Source organism: Megasphaera coli (genome assembly GCF_900095855.1).
GTDB lineage: Bacteria > Bacillota > Negativicutes > Veillonellales > Megasphaeraceae > Megasphaera > Megasphaera massiliensis_A.
Window position 1 is genome coordinate 33795 of the sequence record NZ_FMIY01000001.1, and the last position, 24166, is coordinate 57960.

General features: G+C 48.5%; 17 protein-coding genes and 3 tRNA genes. 10 read left to right on the plus strand and 10 right to left on the minus strand.

Annotated elements, in window-relative coordinates; all coding sequences use genetic code 11:
- Positions 1 to 237: 237 nt before the first annotated feature.
- Positions 238 to 2277, plus strand: a complete 2040-nt coding sequence (locus BQ2674_RS00140; RefSeq protein ID WP_075571877.1) for a transglycosylase domain-containing protein — start codon at positions 238 to 240, stop codon at positions 2275 to 2277.
- A gap of 54 nt (positions 2278 to 2331) precedes the next feature.
- On the opposite strand, the gene cytX is transcribed toward BQ2674_RS00140, so the two are convergent.
- Complete coding sequence (gene cytX, locus BQ2674_RS00145) at positions 2332 to 3489, minus strand: putative hydroxymethylpyrimidine transporter CytX (RefSeq protein ID WP_075571878.1); 1158 nt, start codon at positions 3487 to 3489, stop codon at positions 2332 to 2334.
- Between the two features lie 432 nt (positions 3490 to 3921).
- Between cytX and BQ2674_RS00150 the strand changes: the two genes are divergently transcribed.
- The 6 genes from BQ2674_RS00150 to BQ2674_RS00175 all read left to right on the plus strand — a co-directional run bounded on the left by BQ2674_RS00150 (position 3922) and on the right by BQ2674_RS00175 (position 9268).
- Entirely contained in the window at positions 3922 to 5241 is a 1320-nt protein-coding gene (locus BQ2674_RS00150; RefSeq protein ID WP_235828771.1) for a purple acid phosphatase family protein, read from the plus strand.
- 104 nt (positions 5242 to 5345) lie between these two features.
- Positions 5346 to 5546, plus strand: a complete 201-nt coding sequence (locus BQ2674_RS00155) for a DUF1858 domain-containing protein (protein WP_075571879.1) — start codon at positions 5346 to 5348, stop codon at positions 5544 to 5546.
- A gap of 144 nt (positions 5547 to 5690) precedes the next feature.
- A complete protein-coding gene (locus tag BQ2674_RS00160) occupies positions 5691 to 6155 on the plus strand; it encodes a MarR family transcriptional regulator (RefSeq protein WP_075571880.1) in 465 nt (154 codons plus the stop codon).
- A gap of 5 nt (positions 6156 to 6160) precedes the next feature.
- Positions 6161 to 7033: an SDR family oxidoreductase gene (locus BQ2674_RS00165; RefSeq protein ID WP_075571881.1), complete on the plus strand. Its 873-nt coding sequence runs from the start codon at positions 6161 to 6163 to the stop codon at positions 7031 to 7033.
- Positions 7033 to 7767, plus strand: a complete 735-nt coding sequence (locus BQ2674_RS00170; protein WP_075571882.1) for an ATP-binding cassette domain-containing protein — start codon at positions 7033 to 7035, stop codon at positions 7765 to 7767. The genes BQ2674_RS00165 and BQ2674_RS00170 overlap by 1 nt, the downstream gene beginning before the upstream one ends.
- Positions 7760 to 9268, plus strand: a complete 1509-nt coding sequence (locus BQ2674_RS00175; protein WP_075571883.1) for an ABC transporter permease/substrate-binding protein — start codon at positions 7760 to 7762, stop codon at positions 9266 to 9268. The genes BQ2674_RS00170 and BQ2674_RS00175 overlap by 8 nt, the downstream gene beginning before the upstream one ends.
- Positions 9269 to 9337: 69 nt before the next feature.
- Here the strand turns inward: BQ2674_RS00175 and ileS are convergent, their stop codons facing one another.
- A complete protein-coding gene (ileS, locus tag BQ2674_RS00180; protein WP_075571884.1) occupies positions 9338 to 12139 on the minus strand; it encodes an isoleucine--tRNA ligase in 2802 nt (933 codons plus the stop codon).
- Positions 12140 to 12475: 336 nt separating this feature from the next.
- Positions 12476 to 13891, minus strand: coding sequence for an alanine/glycine:cation symporter family protein (locus BQ2674_RS00185; protein ID WP_075571885.1), 1416 nt, complete (start codon positions 13889 to 13891; stop codon positions 12476 to 12478).
- A gap of 363 nt (positions 13892 to 14254) precedes the next feature.
- On the opposite strand from BQ2674_RS00185, the gene BQ2674_RS00190 reads away from it, so the two are divergent.
- Positions 14255 to 14977, plus strand: a complete 723-nt coding sequence (locus tag BQ2674_RS00190; protein WP_075571886.1) for an NAD-dependent protein deacylase — start codon at positions 14255 to 14257, stop codon at positions 14975 to 14977.
- 148 nt (positions 14978 to 15125) lie between these two features.
- Here the strand turns inward: BQ2674_RS00190 and BQ2674_RS00195 are convergent.
- The 4 genes from BQ2674_RS00195 to BQ2674_RS00210 all read right to left on the minus strand — a co-directional run bounded on the left by BQ2674_RS00195 (position 15126) and on the right by BQ2674_RS00210 (position 16432).
- A tRNA-Leu gene (locus tag BQ2674_RS00195) sits at positions 15126 to 15211 on the minus strand.
- Positions 15212 to 15223: 12 nt separating this feature from the next.
- Positions 15224 to 15299: transfer RNA gene (locus tag BQ2674_RS00200), tRNA-Phe, on the minus strand.
- A 5-nt stretch (positions 15300 to 15304) separates the two neighbouring features.
- Positions 15305 to 15380 (minus strand) — tRNA-Asp (locus tag BQ2674_RS00205).
- Between the two features lie 137 nt (positions 15381 to 15517).
- The gene (locus BQ2674_RS00210; protein ID WP_075571887.1) at positions 15518 to 16432 is read right to left on the minus strand and encodes an FAD-dependent oxidoreductase; all 915 of its coding nucleotides are present in this window, start codon (positions 16430 to 16432) and stop codon (positions 15518 to 15520) included.
- 283 nt (positions 16433 to 16715) lie between these two features.
- Here BQ2674_RS00210 and BQ2674_RS00215 point away from each other — a divergent pair, with 283 nt between their 5' ends.
- Both BQ2674_RS00215 and BQ2674_RS00220 read left to right on the plus strand, forming a co-directional pair.
- Complete coding sequence (locus BQ2674_RS00215; RefSeq protein ID WP_075571888.1) at positions 16716 to 18551, plus strand: phosphoethanolamine transferase; 1836 nt, start codon at positions 16716 to 16718, stop codon at positions 18549 to 18551.
- Between the two features lie 14 nt (positions 18552 to 18565).
- Entirely contained in the window at positions 18566 to 18928 is a 363-nt protein-coding gene (locus BQ2674_RS00220) for a cupin domain-containing protein (RefSeq protein ID WP_075571889.1), read from the plus strand.
- Positions 18929 to 19578: 650 nt separating this feature from the next.
- Here the strand turns inward: BQ2674_RS00220 and BQ2674_RS00225 are convergent.
- The 3 genes from BQ2674_RS00225 to BQ2674_RS00235 form a co-directional block, all read right to left on the minus strand.
- A complete protein-coding gene (locus BQ2674_RS00225) occupies positions 19579 to 21612 on the minus strand; it encodes a sigma-54 interaction domain-containing protein (RefSeq protein ID WP_075571890.1) in 2034 nt (677 codons plus the stop codon).
- 204 nt (positions 21613 to 21816) lie between these two features.
- A complete protein-coding gene (locus tag BQ2674_RS00230; protein WP_075571891.1) occupies positions 21817 to 23205 on the minus strand; it encodes a short-chain fatty acid transporter in 1389 nt (462 codons plus the stop codon).
- A 26-nt stretch (positions 23206 to 23231) separates the two neighbouring features.
- A complete protein-coding gene (locus BQ2674_RS00235) occupies positions 23232 to 24155 on the minus strand; it encodes a 3-hydroxyacyl-CoA dehydrogenase family protein (protein WP_075571892.1) in 924 nt (307 codons plus the stop codon).
- Between the last annotated feature and the right edge of the window lie 11 nt (positions 24156 to 24166).

Genomic DNA, 24166 nt, shown 5'->3' on the forward strand with positions numbered 1-24166 from the left:
TGTCAATATTTTTGCAGTAATCGAGGTTTTTATTTTTATTAGTATATGCTATTTATTTTATAGCTCCATATCTATGCCTGGATGATGAAAAAAGATGTTTCGATTCTTTCCATTTCTCGCGATTAACAGGGCTTTTTCTGTATTCCCATCATATGTATATATGCTATAATAGGAACGATAATATTCCGACGATATGCGTTATCGCTATCCTATTGGATTATACCGGAGGAGGATATAATGTATATACCCAGACACAGGGCCAAGCGCGCGAAGAAAAGAGGACCGCTCCATTCCGTTCGCGTCATAGCGGCTCTGTTACTCGTCGTCGTTGCAGGCCTCATGTTCGGCTATATATTCGCGGCCTATCAAAGCTTGCCGGAAGTGGGCAATAACATGCGTCCCGCCGTTTCATCACAAGTTTTTGACGGCCAGGGTCGACTGATAACGATTTTACATTCCGATCAGAACAGGCTGCCTATCGATATCAACAAGGTACCGCAAAACCTGCAGAACGCCTTTATTGCTGCTGAAGACAATCGTTTTTACGACCATATCGGCATCGACCCCATCGGCATACTGCGTGCCGTCGTCACAAACCTGACGAACCGTGGCATCGCCCAAGGGGGGAGTACGATTACGCAGCAGCTCGCCAAAAACGCCTTCCTCACGCAGGACCAGACGCTGAAACGTAAAATTCAGGAAGCCATGCTGGCACTGGAGCTGGAACGCAAGTACAGCAAGAAAGAAATATTGGAACTGTACATGAACCAGATTTACTTCGGCCGCGGCGCCTACGGTATTCAGACGGCGGCACAGACGTACTTCGACAAAGACGTAAGCGAATTGAATTTAGCGCAATGCGCCCTCCTTGCCGGCTTGCCGAAGAGCCCGAACTATTACTCCTCCAGTCAAAGTGAAGCGGCGGCACGCAAGAATGTAGTCATCGGACAAATGGAAAAGTACGGCTATATTTCTCACGATCAGGCGGAAAAAGCCAAAAGCACGGACCTAGAATTCAAGCAGAAAGCAGCCAACAACTCACCGGATGAAACGGCATACTTCATTGACTACGTCGCTCAGGAAGTCGCCCAAAAATACGGTGACGACGCACTGTATAAAGAAGGACTTAAAATCTACACTTCCCTTGATACGGATAAGCAGCATGCCGCCGTCAAAGCCCTGGAAAATCTGCCGGAAACGCATACGGACGGACAGGGCTTAACACAGCCGCAAGGCGCCATCATTTCCATCAACCCGAAAAACGGTCACATCTTAGCCATGGTCGGCGGCCGCGGACAGGACAGCTTCAACCGCGCCAGCATGGCCGTACGCCAACCGGGCTCCTCATTCAAACCCTTCGTCTATATGACGGCGCTGCAGCACGATATGACGCCTGAAACGGTAATGGAAGATAAAAAAGTGACCTATGGCGACTGGTCACCGAACAATGCGGACAACTCCTACAGAGGCAGCATACCCTTACACCTGGCACTCGCACTCTCCGTCAACACGATTGCCGTGCAGCTGGCTGACAAAGTGGGGCCGTCCAATGTCATTGCCAATGCCAAAAAAATGGGAATTACAACCCTTGTGGAAGACGGCAGCCCGAACGACAACAACTTGGCGGCAGCTGCGCTCGGCGGCTTGACCAAAGGCGTAACACCTCTGGAAATGGCAAGTGCTTACGGAACGTTTGCCAATAAAGGCGTCCACGTCAAGCCGACGGCAATCGTCAAAATTCTCGATCGCAACGGCAATGTACTGGAGGACAACTCCTCGGACAGTGACATGCAAAAAACACAGGTTATGTCCGAAAAGGAAGCATATGAAATGACGTCCATGCTTGAAGAAGTGATTAATCACGGTACCGGTACGGCCGCTTCTATCGGCCGCGCCGCAGCCGGAAAAACGGGTACGACCGATGATAACCATGACGCCTGGTTTATCGGCTATACGCCGGATATCGTAACGGCGGTCTGGGTCGGCGATGATACAGGCGATCAAAGCCTCGGCGAAGTTTACGGCGGTACCGTGCCGGCACAAATTTGGCACGATTATATGACCTCGGCCGTAAGCGACTCACCTGCCGACGACTTTGACGTGCCTGCCGGCATGGGGCGGATTTCCTACAAACCGCCGCCGAAAAAAGAAGAAGTAAAGGAAGAAAAGAAAGACGATAAAAAGGACGCCGGTAAAGAAGAAACAGTAAAAGAACCCGACCAAAAAGACTCGGTAAAAGAAACTCCTAAGCAACCGGCTAATAAAAAGAAACGCTAAAAGCAAAAAAAGAGGTTCGTTCCCGACGGAGCGAATCTCTTTTTTGCTATAAATTTATTTACGTATCAGCTTATGCAGGAGAGCACTGCAAACCATAATGACAATGACGACCGGGAAGGTAACCCCCAAGGGCGTATCCGCGTCGAGAACATAACGATAAAGAGCGAATCCGCCGATCCACAGCACCATGTTTAAAATATTTACGTTCTCATCCCGCCTGTCTTCGCGAAGGATAAAATAATTGGTCAACAATATGGCCGTCATGGGTGCAAAGACGGAGCCGATGAGGTATAAGAAGTCCTGCAGCCGTCCCGCATCAGTCCAAACGGCCAAGGCGACGCCGAGAATGCAGGCAACGAGAGCCGCTCCTTTTTCGGAAAAAGCGGTGCAGACGGACTTACAGCTGATGCCGGCCGACAAAGTGTCCAGGAAGGTCGTCGTTACGGTGGACAATAAAATAATTAAAATAGCCGACACACCCATACCTGCCTGTGCCATAATGTCCGCCAAATTATCATTTCCCGCATATAAGACAGCGCCCATGCCGATGAAAAACATCCAGCAGCTGGCCGCAAAGTAAGTAATGCAGCTGCCGGCCGTCGCCTTAACGGGCGACTTGGCATATCGCGTGTAATCGGCAATGACGGGCAGCCACGATAAAGGCATGGCGACGGCAAGTTCCACGGCACCGCCGAAAGTAATGGTACCGTTTATGCCGTGCAGGCCGCCGCGAAAGATAACATGAGACAAAAAGAGGGTCAATACGAAGAGGGCGGCCATAACAAAGACATTGATTTTGCCCAAGTTTTTCACGCCCACGACGATCCACAAAGCAATGCCGGCGCCGACGACAGCGCTCCATAAGACATTGCCTAAAGGAACCAGGGCTTCGGCCGCAACAGCGGCAGTAGTAATCATAACTGCCGTCCAACCGATAAGCTGGATTACATTGAGCAGGGCAAACCATTTGCCGCCGTTGCGGCCGAATGCCATCTGCACTGTTTCCATGGCACTTAACCCCGTTTTCGCACCGATAAGTCCGGCAGCATACATAACGATACCGCCGATAACGTGACCTAACAAAATGGCAATTGCCCCTTGCTCAAACCCCAAAGGCGCAACAAGCATCCCCGTTAATATTTCAGCAATAGAAATGCCGGCGCCGAACCAAAGCAAGCTGTTGTTTATAACCGATGTTTTTCCGTTTTCCATACACTTCTCCTTTAGGCACAAAAAAAGCGGCCATCTCAAAATGACCGCGAAACTGCCGTTCTTTCCTACGGTGGGATTATCCACATCAGGTTCCGGGTCGAAGCTAATACTTCCTCTCAGCCGTTAAGCTCCCCTATTGAATTCTGTTTTCAGTATACCATGATTCATATGGGTGTCAATGCTTTTCGTCCCTTTTTCAAGGTCTCATAAATACTGCCTCAGATGCTTGTCCGACAATGTGTCAAATACCGGGCCAAATAAAAATCATCTCCGGCGAGGCGCCGCATTATCAGTTTTTCCAAGGTACCGTTCTTGCCTTTACCTGTAAAATTTTTCCATAATTATTTTACACTGACTACATTGACAAATTTGACACGGTGTCATATTATACACTTACATTTTTTATTATTTTTATTAAAAGAAGGTATCATCTTGAAGCAGTTAACGCGCAGGGATTTTCTGAAAGCAACAGGCGCCGCCGTCGTCGCAGCCGCTTTCGGTGTATATGAATTCATACCGGGGACGAAGTCGGTCGCGAAGCAGGCTGTAAAAGCTACAAAAGCCACGGCTGCTCATTATAAGCTGACAAGTGACGTCGATGCAGCCAATATCCGCCAGGTCATTACGGCGGACAGCCGCACGTCCCGCACAATTATGTGGCAATCGTCTTACGATGAAGCGGAAGCGGTCGTCGAATATCGTCTGAAAGACGCGGAAGATACGCTGACCGTAAGCGCAACGGACACACAGTTCAGCGACGGCGGCGGACAGACCTATATCCACAGCGCCGCCATCAGCGGCCTGACCCCCGGCACGGACTACGAATACCGGGTCGGCTATGCGGACAAACGGAGCAGCTGGCTGCCTCTGAAAACGGCAGACGGAACCGATTTCAAGGCTCTCATTTTCCCGGACTCCCAATCGGCCGACTACAGCGTTTGGCGTAATACGGCCATGCCGGCTTGGGAACGCAATCAAGATGCCCGTTTTTTCATCAATATCGGTGACCTCGTCGACAACGGGCAGGCCGATTACCAGTGGAATGCCTGGTTCGATGCCTGTGAAGACATGATTCGCCGTATTCCCGTCGTTCCCTTGGACGGCAATCACGAAATGTACGACTTGGATTGGCAAATGCACATGCCCCTATCTTATACACATCTCTTTGAATTGCCGAAAAACGGTCTGCCCGATTATCCTAATCAATTCTATTCCTTCGACTGGGGCGATATTCATTTTACCGTCTTGGACACGCAGTTTACGGAATTAAAAGACTTTGAGCCCAATCTGCTCGAAGATGAAGTGGCCTGGTTTAAAGAAGATATGGAAAAAACGAAGGCGCCGTGGAAAATCGTCCTCATGCACAAAGACGTGCTCCAATACTCGTTCAACCCGGAAACACGGCCGACGGCCCGTGAAGAAGGGTTTTCCGATGAAGGAAAAATCTTTATGCCCCTTTTCGACCGGTATGGCGTGGACGTCGTCCTTTCAGGCCACTTGCACACATACCGCAACCGCGGCCGAATCAGAAATTTTAAACGCGACGAAACGGGTACGCTGTATCTTCTTACCGGCGTTGCCGGGGATGTACGCTACCCGAGCCTGTGGAAGCGGCATTCCCTTGATATCTATGTCCCGCCGCAGCCGGAAACGGACAATTACATGACCATGGAAGCCACGGCAAACTCCGTCCGCTTCCGTTGCTTCTTGCCGGACGGCACGCTCCTCGATACGGCAGAAATAAGAAAGTAACCAATTTCAGGGCCTTTACCTATAGTAATACGCAGGAAGTATGTTATAATATGGCTAGCAAAAGATTACCAACTTAGTATAAATAACGGGAGGCATATTATATCATGGCCATTACAAGAGACACCAATATTATTGAAGCGGTTCAGAAATATCCGCAAATCATTGAAATCTTTCAGGACTACGGCTTGGGCTGTGTAGGCTGCATGGCTTCTCACTTTGAAACCATCGGTGAAGGCGCCGGTGCCCACGGCATTGATGTAGACGCTTTGATTGCGGATCTGAATGACTGCATTGCGGAAGCATAAGTAAAAATAATACATCTAAAAGACGAACGGCGGTTCGTCTTTTTTTGTTGCGCCCGCTCAAACTTTTATTTGACAAGCCGCCTGTTCAGGTTTAGTATTTCAGTAAAATTATTTGACTATTTATTACTATTAAAAGGACCGACTATGACCGTTACCGCAAAGACAAAGGATTTAAATCGCATGTATACGAGACTTAGAGATACGCAATTTTCATTATATGAAAACTATGCCCGAAAACGCGGCCTCCAATCAAAGTCCCTCTTAATTCTGCTTTGGCTGTATCACACACCCGGCGGGATTTCACAGCATTCCATTGCGATGCGCACGTATTCAACCAAGCAGGTCGTCAACGCGACCGTAAAATCATTTGCCCGAAAAGGCTACATTGCCGTTACGGCTTCAGCCGAAGACAAGCGAAAAAAACTGCTTACCTTAACGGACACGGGCCGGGACTTTGCGGCTTCCGTCATCGAGCCCATGGATAAAGCCGAAGAAAAAGCCCTGGCCCGCTTGACGGCCGAACAGCAGGAAACTCTCGTGCAAACAACGGCGCTCTTCGCGGAAAAATTGACGGAAGAGCTGATGCTTTTAGCCAACCGAAAGGACTGATAGCGATGAAACTCACTATTACGGCCGCGACAGGCCGGCTGGGCACACACGTCGTAAGCGAAGCGCTGCGGCATTTTCAAACGGACGAAATCCGTTTAGCCGTACGAAACCCGCAAAAAGCCGCAGCATACGCGGAGCAGGGACTTGAAGTCGTCAAGGCGGACTACTTACAGCCGGAAACGCTTGTGCCTGCCTTCCATAATACGGAAATACTCATTTACATCCCCAGCATTACGCATCCCAGTATTGTCCGCGTGCCGGAAACGGAAAATGTCATCACCGCGGCGGAACGGGCAAAGGTAAAACACGTCATCTTTGTCGGTTTCTTCGCCGATCAGGATACGAATCCTTTCCATATGGCCCCCTTTTTCGGATACACGAACCGCCGCTTCGCCTGCAGCAGTCTTTCGTATACGATTATAAAAAACGCCATGTATACGGATCCCCTCATACCGTACTTGCCCGAATTGCAGACTATGGGAAAACTGATTTATCCCGTACCGCACGGCACGATATCCTTTATTTCCCGCGCCGAAAGCGCTGCGGCCATTATTAAAGCGGCAAGGGACAGTCATTACTTGGAAAAGACATACACACTCACGCAGGAACGAAACTATACGATGCCTGAACTGGCGGATATTCTCACTGCCGTAGGCGGCAAAAAAATCGCTTTCTCGCCTGTAAGTACGGCCGCCTTTGCGCAAAAGTACGATACGCCGAAAGGCTTCGGCATTGTCCTGGCGTCCCTCTACGAAGCTGCCGAAAGAGGACTTTTAAATACGGTTACGGACGATTTTCGCCTGATTACGGGGCGGCCGGCCAAAGACCTTCGTACCGTTCTGACGGAAGATTACGCGCGTATACGGGAGAGCGGCTGATGTTTACGCTGGATAAGGTTTATAAATCGTACGGTTCCTCTACGGCTCTGCAGGAAACAACCTTGAAAATTGATGACGGCGAGTTTTTTGTCCTCGTCGGCGCAAGCGGCGGCGGCAAGACAACATTTCTCAAACTGTTGAACCGTCTGCTCGAGCCCACAGGCGGCACCATTTTGCGAGACAACAGGGATATTCGTTCCATCCCGCTGCGCGATCTGCGCCTTGATACGGGATACGTGCTGCAGCAAATCGCGCTCTTTCCCAACCTGACGGTTGCCGAAAACATTGCCCTTGTCCCGACGATGAAAGGCCTTGCGAAAAAAGAGATTGCCCGCTTGACGGAAAAATGGCTTCACATTCTCGGACTGGATCCCTCCATATATGCCCGTCGTTACCCGCGCGAATTATCGGGCGGTCAACAGCAACGCGTCGGCATTATTCGTTCCCTTATCGGCCAACCGCGTATTCTTCTCATGGACGAACCCTTCAGTGCCTTGGATCCCATTTCCCGCAGCCAATTGCGGGAAATGGTAAAACGGCTGCACCGGGAATTTCATTTGTCCGTCGTATTCGTCACCCACGATATCGGCGAGGCGTGCTATTTGGGCACCCGACTTTGTATCATGGAAAACGGCACCGTTATTCAAATCGGCACGGCCGAAGAAATTAAAGCGAATCCGGGGAACGACTTTGTTAAGAACCTTTTCGCCTTAGGAGACAAGTTCCATGACTAGCTTATTCACCACCCTGGCCGAACGGCAATATGACTTGTATGTCGCCTTGCTGCAGCATCTGCAGCTCTCACTGAGTGCACTTTTTCTGGCCGTTCTCATCGCCTTGCCGGTCGGTATTGTCCTGGCGTGCCGTAGTACAGCGGCGGCGGAATTTATCTTGCAGCTTACCGGTATCATGCAGACCGTCCCGTCCCTGGCTATTCTGGGCCTTATGATTCCCCTTCTCGGCATCGGTGTCCTGCCCGCCTTGACGGCACTCGTCATTTATGCCCTCTTCCCGATTCTGCAAAGTACGGTTACGGGCCTGCATGAAATAGACCCGTCCTTGCAGGAAGCGGGCGAAGCCTTGGGCATGACGAAATGGGAAAAGCTGAAAAATTACGAGTTGCCCTTAGCCCTGCCCATGATTACTGCGGGGATTCGTACGGCTGCCGTCATGATCATCGGCACGGCTACCCTGGCCGCCCTCATCGGCGCCGGCGGCTTGGGTTCCTTTATTCTCCTCGGGATCGACCGCAACGACAGCGCCTTAATTCTCATAGGCGCCGTCGTTTCCGCCTTGTTGGCGGTTATTTTCAACAGTATTTTGCATTTCCTCGAACATCGTTCGCTGCGGTACCTGGCCTATTTCTTTGCCGTCGCCCTCTTAGGCTTGGCCCTTTCCTTCGTTCCCCTGACGGCCAAAAGCAATACCCTTGTCATTGCCGGAAAGCTCGGACCGGAGCCGGAAATTCTGATTAATATGTATAAGGAACTCATTGAGCATGACACCTCGTTCCCGGTCGAAGTAAAGCCGAATTTCGGCAAGACCTCTTTCCTCTACGAAGCCCTGAAAAACGGCGATATCGACATATATCCCGAATTTACGGGAACCGTTACGGCTTCTTTATTAAAAGACGGGCCGGCCCCTTCCAACGATGCACGCACGGTCTATGAACAGGCGCGGGACGGTATAAAGGCCCAAGATAATCTCATTTTCCTGGAACCGATGTCCTATGAAAACACGTATGCCGTCGCCGTGCCCCGCGTTTATGCGGAGGCAAACGATTTAAAGACCATTTCCGATTTACACAAGGTGGAGAGCGGCGCCGTCGCCGGCTTCACCTTGGAATTTGCAGACCGTGAAGACGGTAACCGCGGCCTCCAATCATTGTACGGTTTGACGCTGAATGTGAAAACGATGGAACCTTCCCTCCGCTATCAGGCTATTGCAAGCGGTGCCGTTACTATAACAGATGCGTATTCGACGGACAGCGAACTCGTAGAGTACGATCTGGTCACCCTGCAGGATGACAAACACCTCTTCCCACCCTATCAGGGCGCACCCCTCTTACGGGAAGAAACGCTGAAAGTACATCCGGAACTGAAAACGTCCCTGGAAAAACTGGCCGGCCGCATTACGGAAGAAGAAATGCGTACTATGAATTACGATGTCCGTGTCAACGGCCGCAGTGCTCATGATGTGGCCGTCGAGTACTTGCAATCCCGCGGACTGATTTAATTCGACCCGGATAAAACAAGAGAGGCGTACTGTCGAGATAACGAGCACGCCTCTATATCTTTCTCAAGTTTATTTATTTTCCAATACATTCACGCAGCGGCGGCAAAGGGGTGGATGCTCACGGTCTTTGCCGACTGTCACGTCATGAGTCCAGCAGCGTTCGCATTTATCATACTGCGACGGTTCCACGACAACCCGCATGTCCGGATGGTCTTCGCCGGCAACGGCATTACCCGGCGCGCTGCCGTTTACAAGCCGCACTTCACTGACAATGAGAAGTGTTGCCAAGCGGTCTTCCATCTCTTTCAGGAAATCGTACGTCGTACCGTCCGTATAAATCGTAACGGCCGCGTCGAGGGAATGACCGATTTTGCGTTCCCGGCGGGCGCCTTCGAGGATTCTCGTCAAATCGCCTCTATACGAGAGAAATTCGGTCCAGCGGGCAGCCCGCGTTTCATCCAAATATTCCTTGTGAAACTTCGGCCACTCCGTCAGGAGGACGCTTTCTTCCTTGCCCGAAACGTTCGGCATGAACTGCCAAACTTCTTCCGCCGTAAAGGAAAGAACGGGAGAAACGATTTTGACCAGCGTATCTAAAATAATGTGCATGGCCGTCTGCGCACTGCGGCGGGACGGTGCGTCTTCTTTTTCCGTATACATGCAGTCCTTCATGACGTCGAGGTAAATAGAACTGAGGTCGACGGTGCAGAAGTTGTGAATTGCATGGTACATGACATGGAACTGGTAGTCTTCATATGCGGCCGTAACCGTTTCGAGGACCTGTTCCAGCCGCAGGAGAGCCCACTTGTCGATTTCCGTCATATTTTCATAAGCGACCGCATCCCGTTCGGGGTCGAAATCGCTGATGTTCCCCAAGAGGAAACGGAAGGTGTTGCGAATCTTGCGATATACGTCGCCGAGCTGCTTCAAAATCTTCGGCGACAACCGTACATCACCCTGATAATCGGCGGACGACACCCAAAGGCGCATGACGTCGGCACCGTACTGGTCAATGACTTCCTGCGGCGCCACCGTGTTGCCTACGGACTTACTCATCTTACGGCCTTCTCCGTCAACCGTAAAGCCGTGTGTCAGGACGGACTTGTACGGCGCATATCCGTTAATGGCGACGGACGTGAGCAGAGATGAATTGAACCAGCCGCGATGCTGATCGGAACCTTCAAGATACATTTCGCAAGGATAGTCCAGTTCCGGATCGTGCTTCAACACGCCCTGGTGCGTACAACCGCTGTCGAACCAGACGTCCATAATATCCGTTTCCTTGCGGAAGTCTTCACAGCCGCATTCCGGACATTTATAGCCGGGCGGCAGTAATTCTTTTTCGTCGTGAGCCCACCACGCATCGGATCCTTCAACCGCAAAGACTTCCTGCAAGTGCGAAATAGTATCGTCATTAATGGTCGGCTTGCCGCATCCTCGGCAATAGAAGATGGGAATGGGCACGCCCCATACACGTTGACGGGAAATACACCAGTCACCGCGATCGCGAATCATATTATAAATGCGGTCATGACCCCAGGACGGAATCCAACGTACCCGGTCGATGGCTTCCAGGGCTTTTTTGCGGTATCCGTCGACGGAGGAAAACCATTGTTCCGTCGCACGGTAAATAATGGGATTCTTACAACGCCAGCAATGGGCATATTGATGGCGCAAGGAACCTTTGGCAAAAAGAGCGCCGCAAGCTGCGAGTTCTTTAATCATTTCCACGTTCATATCCAAGGCGAATTTGCCTTCATAGCCGGGCACAACACTCGTGTACTTGCCGTCCGGACCAACCGTACCGAGCGGTCCGAGGCCCCAGGCGGCGTACTTCTTGCAGACTTCAAAGTCTTCCGCGCCGTGATCCGGAGCCGTATGTACGAGACCCGTACCGGCTTCGAGCGTAACATGTTCGCCGAGAATAACGGGAACGCGCCGTTTCTCATAGAAGGGATGACGGAACACGAGGCCTTCAATTTGTTTCCCTGTCATGACGTCGGGAAGAACGGCGTACTCCGTAATCTTAGCCGCTTCCATCGTACCTGCGACCAGTTCTTTTGCCATCAGGAAAGCAGCATCGCCTATAACAACCCAAGCGTACTCGATTTCTTCGTTGGCACAGATAGCCACATTGGCCGGAATAGTCCACGGCGTCGTCGTCCAAATCAGTGCATACGCATGATCGAGGTCAAAGCCGGCCGGCGCATGTTTTCCCAAGTCGACCGCTTTGAATCGCACGTAAATGGAGTTGGATTTGACCTCTTTATATTCGATTTCCGCTTCGGCTAGAGCCGTTTCACAGTGAGGGCACCAGTATACGGATTTCAAGCCTTTATAGATGTGGCCGTTCTTGGCCATTTGGCCGAAAACACCGATCTGTGCCACCTCTACATGTTTCGCCAAGGTGAGGTACGGATTGTCCCAGTCACCGAGAACGCCGAAGCGAATAAAATCGGCCTTTTGTTCGGCCACCCGTTCAAGAGCGTAATCATGACACCGCTTGCGTAAGTCGAGGGGCGCCATTTCATGACGATTGAGACCCGTTTCCTTAATGACGGCGTGCTCGATAGGCAGTCCGTGCGTATCCCAGCCGGGCACGTACTTCGTATAATAACCGTTCTGCGTCTTATACTTTAAAATAATATCTTTCAGCACTTTATTCAAAGCATGTCCGATATGCAGTTTGCCGTTCGCATAAGGAGGGCCGTCATGGAGAATAAATTTCTGCGCGCCTTCCCGTTTTTGTAAGCGTTTCCGATAAATGTCGTGCTCCTGCCAGAATTTCAAAAATTCCGGTTCCCGCTTCGGTAAATTGCCGCGCATGGGAAATTCCGTTTCCGGCAAATGTAAGGTCTTGCTGTAGTCCATTGTCTTTCCTCCTCCAAAAAAAAATAACATCTTCATCCCCAAAGGGACGAAGATGTAATCACCGCGGTACCACCCTATTGGCTGCAAACGCAGCCGCTCAATGTTGTTAACGGGGACTTCCCGGCAACCGGCTCACGGCTGCGGCTCCAAAGTGATCCGTCAAAACCCGCTTCCGTCGATCTCCCACCGTCACCGACTCGCTGGCGAAGCTGTCGCCTTAACCGTCTTTTTCATCGCTTTTACATATACTTCTATATATAGCCGTATTGTAGCGGCATTTACAGCCTTTGTCAAGATGGTGCTTCTATACGGGTGCCGCCTCTATGCCGTGCATTGTTATTTCCAGTAATCCAGATTTGCGTCATCGAGACCGATATTTTTAGCCAGAAAGACAGGATTTTGACCGGCCATTTTCTGCTTTTCATAATCCTTCATCGCCTTTACGGCTACGCCGCCCAAAATGGCACAGGACGGTATATTAATAAGACACATGAAGGCCATGAAAATGTCGGCCACATCCCAAGCTGCCGCCATGGACATACCGGCACCGACAAAAATAATGATCGCAGCTATAATACGGTAGCAGACCATGAAAGTCGTACTCGGCACTTTCTTATGAAGAAAGTTCAGGCAGTTATCGACATAGAAGAGGTTGCCGATAAGTGTGGAGAATGCAAAGAGAACCATGCATACCGTAATAAGGACAGGGCCGTAGCCGCCGAACTCGGCAATCATGGCCTGCTGCACGTAGACCGCACCGGCGGCCCCTTTCGTGATGGGCACGCCCGAGCACAGGCACATCATAGCCGTTGCCGAGCAAATGAGCAGTGTGTCGAGGAATACCGAGAGCATCTGTACGAGGCCCTGCTTGACAGGGTGACTTACATCGGCCGTAGCCGCCGCATTCGGGGCGGAACCGATGCCGGCTTCATTCGAATAAAGGCCGCGTTTTACGCCGTACATAAGGCAAGAGCCGGCAATACCGCCGAAGATGGACCGAAAATCGAAGGCATCGGTAAAAATCATCATAAAAACGTCCGGCAAAATTGTAATATGCGTTACAATGACAAAAATCGCCGCCAGTACATAAATGCCGCCCATGAGCGGCACAATCCAAGCGGTCACGCGGACAATACGTCTGCCGCCGCCGAGGATGCAATAGCCCACAAGAACAGCCAGGACTGCACCGATAATCCAGGACGTCCTGCCGGGTTGATAAAAATCGTATACCGCAAAGGTCGACTGCAAATTAAATGATGCCAAGAGATTAAAGCCGACTGCATACGTTAAAATCAGAAAGAATGCAAAGGCCGCGCCGAGAAAACGACTGTGCAGAGCCGTTTCGATATAGTAAGCCGGGCCGCCGTAGCTGCCGCCGTGCTCGTCACGGCGCTTGTAAATCTGTGCGAGCGTACTTTCAATGAAAGCACTGGCGCCGCCGATAAGAGCCATGAGCCACATCCAGAAGACACTGCCCGGACCGCCGAGACAAATAGCCGTAGAAATACCGATAATATTTCCCGTACCTACGCGGGACGCCGTCGATACCATGAGCGCCTGAAAGGACGAAATAGATTTTTCTTCCCGAGGCTTTTCCATGACAACGCGAATACTCTCTCCGAACATACGTAATTGCACAAGCTTCGTGCTCCAGGAAAAATAAAAGCCCGCAATTACCAAGATAACAACGAGAACGGGATAATAGAGGACACTGTCCAGGTAATCCAGCTCGTTTAAAATCAATGCGGTCATACGAACACTCCTTTTTATTAAAATTCGTTTTCACATACAGAAATTATAATATCTATTACCGTAATCGTCAATAAATATTCACTTTATTTCTCTAAAGCATATTGTCCGGTTTAAATTATGATATTTGATTTAATTTATAATTCAGGTGCAAAATCTTTATGTTATAAGTTTTTACTCGCTATTACTCGGATATTTTCCTGCACAAAGCTTATTTCTTCTTTCCCGCATTATGAAATTATTGTGTTCGTCCAAAGAAAAATATATTCGCTTTTTATACTTTCAATTGGTCAATCTCCTAAAATAATGGTATAGTGGAATAAAAACTGACGCCGTTTACCCATTATTTGTATAGGAGAATATATCATGACCGACACGGAACGTTTTGCCAAGCTCATTGACAGCTCTCACAACATCGTCTTTTTCGGCGGCGCCGGAGTCTCTACGGAAAGCGGCATTCCCGACTTTCGCAGTGTTGACGGCCTCTATAATCAGCATTATAAGTTTCGCCCCGAAACGATCTTGAGCCACACCTTTTACAAAAATAATAAGAGCGAATTTTATCGTTTTTACCACGACAAAATGCTCTGTCTTGATGCGAAGCCCAATGCGGCCCACTTAAAATTGGCGGAGCTGGAAAAAGCAGGAAAATTGAAAGCCGTTATTACGCAGAATATCGACGGTCTCCATCAAAAAGCGGGCAGTAAGAACGTCCTGGAACTTCACGGCAGCGTACACCGCAACTACTGCGAGCACTGCCGCAAGTTTTTTGACGCCGAGTATATGAAAGCGGCCGAAGGTATTCCTATGTGCGACGCTTGCGGCGGTCCTATAAAACCGGACGTCGTCCTCTACGAAGAAAGTTTGGATGACTCGGTCATTACGGCTACCATCCGGTATATCAGTCAGGCCGACATGCTCATCATCGGCGGTACGTCTCTTGTCGTCTATCCGGCAGCCGGGCTTATACATTACTACAAGGGCAATAAACTCGTCCTCATCAACAAGGGCGCAACGGACATGGACGACAGTGCCGACCTTGTCCTTCGCGAGCCTATCGGCGAAGTATTCAGTACCATTTCCGTGTAAACAAACGAATGACCGCCCTTGCCGCTGCAGCGGCAAGGGCGGTCATTCGTTTATGTGGTCAAAATGTAGTCAAACCGCTCAAGATTAAACGTAGTCAGCAAAAAACAAGCGCCTTACGAAATGTCCGTAAAGCGCTTTACTGTCAGCATGGTGCGGTTGATGGGACTTGAACCCATACGAACTTACGTTCACTACCCCCTCAAAGTAGCGCGTCTGCCGTTCCGCCACAACCGCATATAAAATTGATGGTGCTCAGGGACGGAATTGAACCGCCGACACGGGGATTTTCAGTCCCCTGCTCTACCGACTGAGCTACCTGAGCAAATATGGCGACCTCGATCGGATTTGAACCGACGATCTTCGCCGTGACAGGGCGACATGTTAACCGCTACACCACGAGGCCGTTTCATACTCTCAAGGCGACGTAATCGCCCCGAACAAATTGGATTATACCATAGACGCACAGATCTTGGCAAGATTATATCTTGGAATGAGGGCCATGCAAAGAGGCATTCTCTTTTTGCATGGCCTTACATCTATTTACCACGGTTTTTGCATCATTGCAGCTGCCGCTTTGCCTTCCATGAGAGCCTTGCCGATAGTGGCGGGGCCTACGTTGGCATCGCCGGCAATGTAGACATTTTCCAAATTCGTCCGGAAGTTATCCTCGATAGCCAGTGTTTCGTCGAGAACGGACAAGTCCACCTTCTGCCCGATAGCCATGATAATGAGATCCGCCGGCAGGACGTATTCGGAACCGGGAATTTCATGGGGCGAACGACGTCCCGATTCATCAGGTTCGCCCAATTCCATCTTGATAACCTCGGCACCTGTGACATTGCCTTCGGTATCGCGGATGATTTCTTTAATGTTGCTGAGAAATTCCAGGTCGACATGTTCATTTCTGGCATCGCGGATCTCACTTTTGTTTGCCGGCATTTCCGCTTCCGACCGCCTATACACGACAGTTACCCTGTCAATGATACGAATGAGCGATCGGGCGCAGTCCATGGCAACATTACCGCCGCCCCAGACGACAGCTTCCTTGTACTTTTTATAATCGTCCTGTTTGCCGAGGATATTCAAATCGTAGAGGAGCGTAAGCCCTGCACCAAGCCCCTGTCCGACAGTGAAATCATAAGTGTTTTCAATTTGTGCGCCCGTTGCAATGAGAACCTTATCGTAGTTTTGCCGCAGTTCGGCAAATGCTTTGCCGTCAATTTTCGTGTCAAAATGAAAGGTAATGTTCGCATCCTTTGTCATAACGTCATAAACCTTATCCAAAAAGGCTTTGGACATGCGATATTCGGGAATCCCCGTATAAATAGCGCCGCCGATACGGCTTTCTTTATCAAATATGTCTACGCTGTACCCGTTCTTCGATAATTCCTGTGCAGCCGTATATCCTGCCGGCCCTGCGCCGATAACGGCAACTTTTTTTCCTGTATCACTCACTGAACAAACACTCCCTTCAGACTTGGTACTCCAACCGTTTATCAAGCTTTTTACCGGATCAAACCGGAGTTCCTTACTTTTCCAGTGTACCATACTATGAAATATACGCAACTACATATTATCAATCCTTAATATTATAAAATCATCTATTTTGTGAACGCATACTGCAATCCCGTCTATATAAATTGGCAATCATTTCGAGAAATACTAGGTTATTTACATGCATTGCTGTATAATAAGTTCGGTATGTATCGATTTTACCTATTATAAGGAGCCTTTCTGCATGACACGGACAAGCGCGTTATCTGTACAGGCTGATGCAGGCGCGTATACGAAAAAACGAATTTTCTCGCTAATCACCGTTTTTATTATCATTTATGCACTTTGCGTACAATGGCAATTTTTCGTTTCTCTCGGTCTCGGCGAAGACAACATAGCCGATATGATTTGGGGACTTGTTCCGGCTGTCGGCGCAGTTGTCCTCTCGTTGGCATTATATATAAAAAAACTGTCCTGGCGAAACATCCTGCCGCCGGCAATCACCGGCATATCGTGGATCGTTACGGGACCTCTCCTCAGTTATAAGACGCTCATAAACGGCAATACTATTTATTTAAATAATATTTACGATATTTATAACGGGCTCTTTCTCTTTGCCGTTCTTTTCTGTCTCTCCATGGCAGTGAAGCAGTATATTCACCGCGTTATCGGCGCAGCGCTTTTGACAATAATCTATTTTGCGGCCATTTTTGTCAATCTCATTCAATGGGCCTATTATGACCTGTACGGTTCCTGCATCACCACATCGGGATCACTCATTCTTTTTCAGACCGGCCCGGCGGAAACGCTGGAATACCTACATTCTCTCGGTCCGGCCATGATTGCCGGTGCGACCTTTACTTTGCTCGTTATTGTGCTGTTTTTCTTTTTAACGCACTATACATTGCCACCGCTGCCGAAAACAACGGTCTACCGCAAGATACTGCCCGTTTTATCTCTTCTTATTATCATACCGTCGGTCTGGATGCTCTGCGACGAACTCCTGCCCAACTCTTTCCCCATACGGACCTTTCTCGACACTAAAGACTACTTGGACCGCTCCCGCCTTTACGCGGCAAACCACGACAGCAAGTTCGCCGCCCTGCAAGCCGTGCAATTGAACCCTGCAATCGGGCCCAACACGGTCATCGTCATCATCGGAGAATCGGAGACGCGCACACTGATGAACGCCTATAATCCGGCGGCACCGAAAAATACGCCGTGGCTGACGTCTGTAAAAGACGACTCTCATTTCACCTTATTCACGAACGTTTACAGTTGCGTCTGGTATACGGTTCCCGTATTGGAACACGCCCTGACGGAATCGAATTTCTACAATGACAAAGAATTTAACGAATCTATTTCTATCGTTGACATGGCAAAAAAAGCCGGCTATAGGACATATTGGTTCAGTAACCAAGGCTCTGTCGGCGTTGCGGATACACCCATTTCCCTTATTGCCAATACGGCGGACGTAGCCGAATGGGTCGATAGAGACCTGAAGGAATCCACCTTGGACAGTGCCTTGCTGCACTTCCTTAAAAATGTCAATCCTAATGAGAAAAATTTCATTGTCCTTCATATCATGGGCAGCCACATTGAATATCGCAACCGCTATCCTGCGGAGTTCCAACACTTTAATGACGGCAAGATAAATCAGGAAGCGGACTACGACAATACAATCCTTTATACGGATTGGTTCCTGTCGCAAGTCTTCGGCTACGCCGAGGCTCATCTTCACTTGGATGCACTCCTCTATTTCTCCGACCACGGTTCCGACCCGAATATTGCCCGCCAGCCCGACGGCGCAAGCTTCAAGGTCCTGCGCATTCCCATGTTCATCTACTTATCCGACGACTACATGCGGCGCAACCCGGAAATCACGGCGGCACTCAAGTCCCATGAAAACGCCTATTTTACGAACGATCTCGTCTACGAACTCGTTTGCGGTCTCCTCAACATAAAGTCGCCCAACTACGACGATTCCATCAGTCTCGCTTCGTCTAAGTGGCATTGGGAAAAGAAAGACCTCGTCACACGCTTCGGCAAAACTCCCTTAACGGAAGATACGGAATATTAAAGGAGATGAAATTCATGAAAAGCTTTGTAAAAAATGAACTGCCCGTCATCAAAAAAGAAAATGCCTCCGGCGGCAAAGGCTATATCCTGATCAAGCGTCTCCTCGACGAAACGGAATTAAACGGAAAATGCGGGCTTTATGCTCAGGTCACCATTCCTCCGGGCTGTTCACTGGGAATTCACGAGCACAAAGGTGAAAGCGAAACTTATTACATCCTGTCCGGCCGCGGTACGTATCACGATAACGGCACGGATCGCCCGATCGGACCCGGCGATGTGACCTTTACTCCCGACGGCTGCACGCACGGACTGGATAATACGGGTGACGAAGATATCGTCTTTATGGCGCTCATTATATTTGACAACCTTCGTTCATAAAGCAACCCCGTTTCTCATATGCTTACTTCCGGAATGCGTATTTTGCATTTCAAATATCTTGACAACGCAATATATTATGCTATACTGTAGGCAAATAATAGAAATGAGGTGATTCCCTTGGAAATAGAACCGGTTAGTGAATTCCCGCGTACGATAAACTATTCCTCTATAGACTCGCGGGATCACGTTTTGACAGGACACAGCGACACGCAACAGCCTTACAGCCAATAAAAGGCGGCATACGTCAAGCCGCAAATAACAAAACAGGAGGTGTACGTAAGGTGAGGCGGTTCGCTCGTCCTTACTTCGTACTCTGCAAAAGAGGATTTGCAGTTAACATATAGCATCTTAACTGTTTGTTTTCTTGCAGCCGGAAGAACGTTATCCGGCAATGCCACTTCTGAGTGTTATGTTATAGCAGAACGTAGTATCATTGCATGTATTCGGTTATAGTGAGTGTTATATGTAGTAAGTCCATTATATTAAAGAAGTAATAAGGTTAGGTAATGTATTAAAAAGTCCCTTCGGTAAACATATGTCGAGTGTTTGCCGAAGGGCTTCTTTTGGTTTACAAAGAGGCCGTAACGCAAACAGTGAAAACTCTCTGCTGCGTTACGGCCTCTTTTTGTCCTCTTATACCCTTTTTCCAATTAGTTTTTATTGTCTTTTTTAGAGATACCGCAAGCTTTCATCTTTTTGTACAATGTCGGCCTACTGATGCCCAGCTCGTTGGCTACGCGAGAAACATTATATTCATATTGCTGTAAAAGGGCTATAAGCCTCTCTTTCTCAGCCCCGTTCTTTGCCGACCCCGGCGCTTGCTTTTTCTTTTTTTGGAACTTATCGGGCAAATCACCCAACTCGATACGACCGTTTTCACTCAGTATGACTGCGTGCTCAATGACATTTTCCAATTCCCGAATATTTCCGGGCCAGGCATATTCGTTAAATACACGCACTACTTCAGTCGAGCAGGCCCGTACCATTTTTTCATATTTCCGATTATAAAGATCGATGAAATAATCGGTCAAATATGCAATATCGCCCGGACGCTCTCGCAAAGACGGCAGCATGACTGTAAAGACATTCAGGCGGTAATATAAGTCGGAACGAAATGTACGGTTTTCCAACTGTTTTTCCAAATCCTGATTGGTAGCGGAAATAATGCGTACGTCAATTTTCTTCGCTTTACGGCTGCCGATGCGAACGACCTCTTTTGCCTGTAAGACGCGCAATAAAGTCACCTGCACGTCATAAGGCATATCGCCGATTTCATCAAGAAACAGCGTGCCGCCGTCGGCCAATTCAAATTTACCGGGTCGACCGTTTTTATCGGCCCCCGTAAAGGCGCCCGGTTCATAGCCGAATAACTCGCTCTCAATTAAAGCTCGCGGAATAGCGCCGCAGTTAATGGCAATAAAAGGACCGCCTGCACGCGGGCCTGCATTATGTACAGCTTGGGCAAAGAGCTCTTTTCCCGTACCGCTCTCTCCCAAAAGCAATATAGGCGTATCATGGGCCGCCGCGACTTTGGCAATCCGCTTTACTTCGCTTATTTCTTCAGACCTGCCGATAATCCTGTCAAACGTATATGTCGCCTGCAAATACACGAGGTTTAACGCGGTTTTGTGAATACTGTTCTGCTTGCAAACTTGAATAATATACTCCGCCCCCTGTTCATCCGCATCTCCGCCCATCGTATTGACGAACAAATACAGGGAAGAGCGGGTATGATACATGTCCCTGTGTTTCGCCGAATTGGACAGAGCGTATTGGAAGGTCTTGCCGTCAGCTGTATTTCGCCTGATTATGTCCACCGTAATGTCGGCATCCAAATAAGCAAATACATTTGTTCCGACAACATCCGCCTCTTCTTTTTTTATTCCCAGGAGTACAACCGCCGCCCGGTTAATCATTTTTATACGGCCTGCATTATCTATATAAATTAAGCCTGAATTTACATTTTCCACAGTGCGCTTCAGCCTGTGATTCACATGTGTCACGACGGCATTTAATTCCTTCATTCGCAAATTGGCTTCACGCAAACGTATTTGCTGCGAAATAGCTTCTGCCGCAATAATAACCAGCCCCAACGTATGGACATGCGAATCCCACCAATGACCGGAAACGGCTAAAAAGCCGATAGGGACCTCTTTATTCAAGTCAATGATCGGACAAGCCGCACCGGCCAGGTTATCATCGACAGGCGAAGCATGCTCCGTAGCAACAAGCATAAATGGCTTCTTCATTAAATATTCCAAATGGAACAAACCGCAATAAGGCACATCACTCCCCCTGTCGGAGCCTTCAACCAAACCCGTTGCCGTCAGCTCTGCCAACATTTCCGGCGACCCTACCAATTTTATAATAACGCCCTTATCATCCAACAAGGTCAGCCAAAAACTCTTTTGCTGTAAAAACGAGTGTAATTTTTTCATATACGGAATAGCTACATCCAATAATCGTTTCGACCTCTCCAGATGTGCTTGCAAATTACGGACCGTCGGCTTTTGAGAATAAGGCTCTCTAAACGGGCTGTTGTATGATAACTTCCATCCTTTCAAAATTTCTTCACGAACTCCTGTAATGCCGTCAGCAGACCCTGTTTTAAAATATTGCTCCCGCATTTTGCCTACGTGCAAAATATTTTCCGGTGTAAACAATTTTGCTGTTTCCCTAGACATAATCATGCTCCTGTTATAATAGCAACAGCCTTTTCCGAATCATACTGCCGTTAATTGAATATAACAGCATCTGCCATCAGTATACTCTAAAAGAAACAAAGAAATCCACGGAAAACGGTATTTAACTGCGCTCTTCCATGAAAAGCACCCGCATACCGAATTTCGCGGCCATGCGGGTACTACTATATCGTTCTTCGTATTTTCTTACCAACCTAAGGGAAAGATCAGGAAGTACAGGGAACCTGCAATCCCGGAAAATAACCACAACAAGAAAGTGAAAGGGAGAATATCTTGGAACTTTATTTTAAACGCGGCCAAATATGCCAAAGCCCAAAACGGTTGGATCAAGTTGGCAACCTGTGCACCCGTACCGTAAGCGTTAATGACCTGATAAACGGGAACACCCAATTGTTGTGCGGCAGGAACGAGATACGGCGCTTCAATTACAAACTTCGAACCTGCCGAAGGAACGAAGAAATCCATAATTCCCGTATAGACGAAGACAATCCACGGATAGGTTTCAACCGTAGCAATGGAAATAAACCAGTGTGTAATGATTTCGGAAAAGCCGGAATAACTGATAATTCCAAATATGCCGGCATACAAGGGAAATTGGATAACAACACCGTAAATCGTACTCGCACCGGTCTTTACGGATTCGACAAAGCTGGCAGGACTTTCATGTAAAAGCATTGCTAAACCGAAGAAGGTGTAATTGATCGTGTTCAAATTAATTTTGGCGGCCCCTTCGGTAATAAGCAAATTGCCGACCCAAAGTAAAATTAAAATACCTGCCAGAAAGGTGAGTATCCGCGACTGTTCCATACGCTGTGCCGGTGTCGGCTTTACATTTTTCGCCACACTCGGTGCAGGCTTCGTAAATTCTTCATACAGGTCTTCCGAAATTTCTACGGCATATTCCTTTTTAGGTTTAATAAGTAAGTAAATAAGAGGCAGGCAAAGCAACTCAAATACCAAAAAAGTCATCATGAACGGCGAGAGCGACGTGTGTGTAATGGGAACGACGCCCATAACATTTTCCAGAAAATTTCCCGGCGTTGCCGATAACAAGGGTGCCGCCTGCGATATGCCGTTGGCCATAATGTTCATGCTTGTATAAGCAATGGCTACAATATACGGGTAATGAAGGCCCATTCCTTTTTTGCGGATTGCAATTTCCTTACCCATAATAATGGTCAGCATGAGTCCCATACCCCAGTGAATCCAGGAAATAATACCCGTAATCAGGGCAAAAACAATAATTGTAGCCTTAGGCGTCTTAGGAATGTCAATGAGCTTAACAATACCTCTTTTTACGGGTTTAGCATCGGAAATAACGAATCCGGTTACCATCATAATGCTCATTTGCATGGCAAAGGTCAAAAGCGACCAAAAGCCTTTTGCATAGTCATCTACTAATTGCCACGGCCCGTGTTCCGTAAAAATCAAGGAAAGCGTAAAAACCAGGACAGTTAAGATTAACACAAATACCATGGAATCCGGAATCCAGCGCAAGCTCCAATTGGTAAATGCATCCATAATCCGCTCTTTTCTGCTCAAAGCGGCTGCAGCACCGGTATTAGGTTGTGCCATATGAAGGTCCTCCTGTTTCAATCATCTTATTTGTCATAAAGCATCTTTATCAGATACGAGTTCAAATTACCGTTTTCCCGCTTAATGGACGTATCATCCCATGTATAAAATCCGGAACCCGATTTGAATCCCAGTTTTCCTTCATCCTTCATTTTCACAAGAAGCGGTGACGGTTCATGAGAATCGCAAAGAGATTTTAAAATATACTTATGAATGTTATAGGTCAGGTCGGTACCGACCATGTCCGAGTTAACGAGAGGCGGCAGCTGCGGCAAACGCAAGCCGAAACTGTATTTAACGGCCTTATCCACCGTTTCCGCGTCGGCAATCCCCTGCTCGACAATATAAACGGCTTCCCGCCACAATGCATGCTGCAGCCGATTGGCTACAAATCCGGGAACATCCTTTTGACATATAATCGGCTGTTTCCCTATATCCGCCAACAAATCATATATGATCTGAACCGTTTCTTCCGAAGAGTCTTGAGCCTTAATAACTTCAACAAGGGGAATAAGTGTGGCCGGATTCCAAAAGTGAGTACCTACAAAACGCGCTTTATGCTTTATGAGCGCGCTGATTTCCGTCGGACTCATGACGGAAGAATTGGTGCAGAAAATCGTATCCTCCCTGCAAAGCGTTTCCAGTTTTTCAAATACATGCTGCTTTAACTCCATATCTTCGAAAACGGCTTCCACTACTACATCGACGGTCTTGCAAAAAGACTCCGTCAAGTCATTGACAAAATGAATACGACTGCGCTGTACCGCCGCCTCTTCGGCTGAAATAACATTTTTTTCAACAAACTCGTCCAAGGATGCTTTTACTTTTCCCAAGGTATTATCGTCTTTAATATCATATAAAAAGACATCATATTCCGTCTTTCGCGAAAAAACTTGTGCAATACCGCGCCCCATGAGTCCTGCCCCGTAGACTAAAATATTCTTTTTCATGCTCAGTTCTC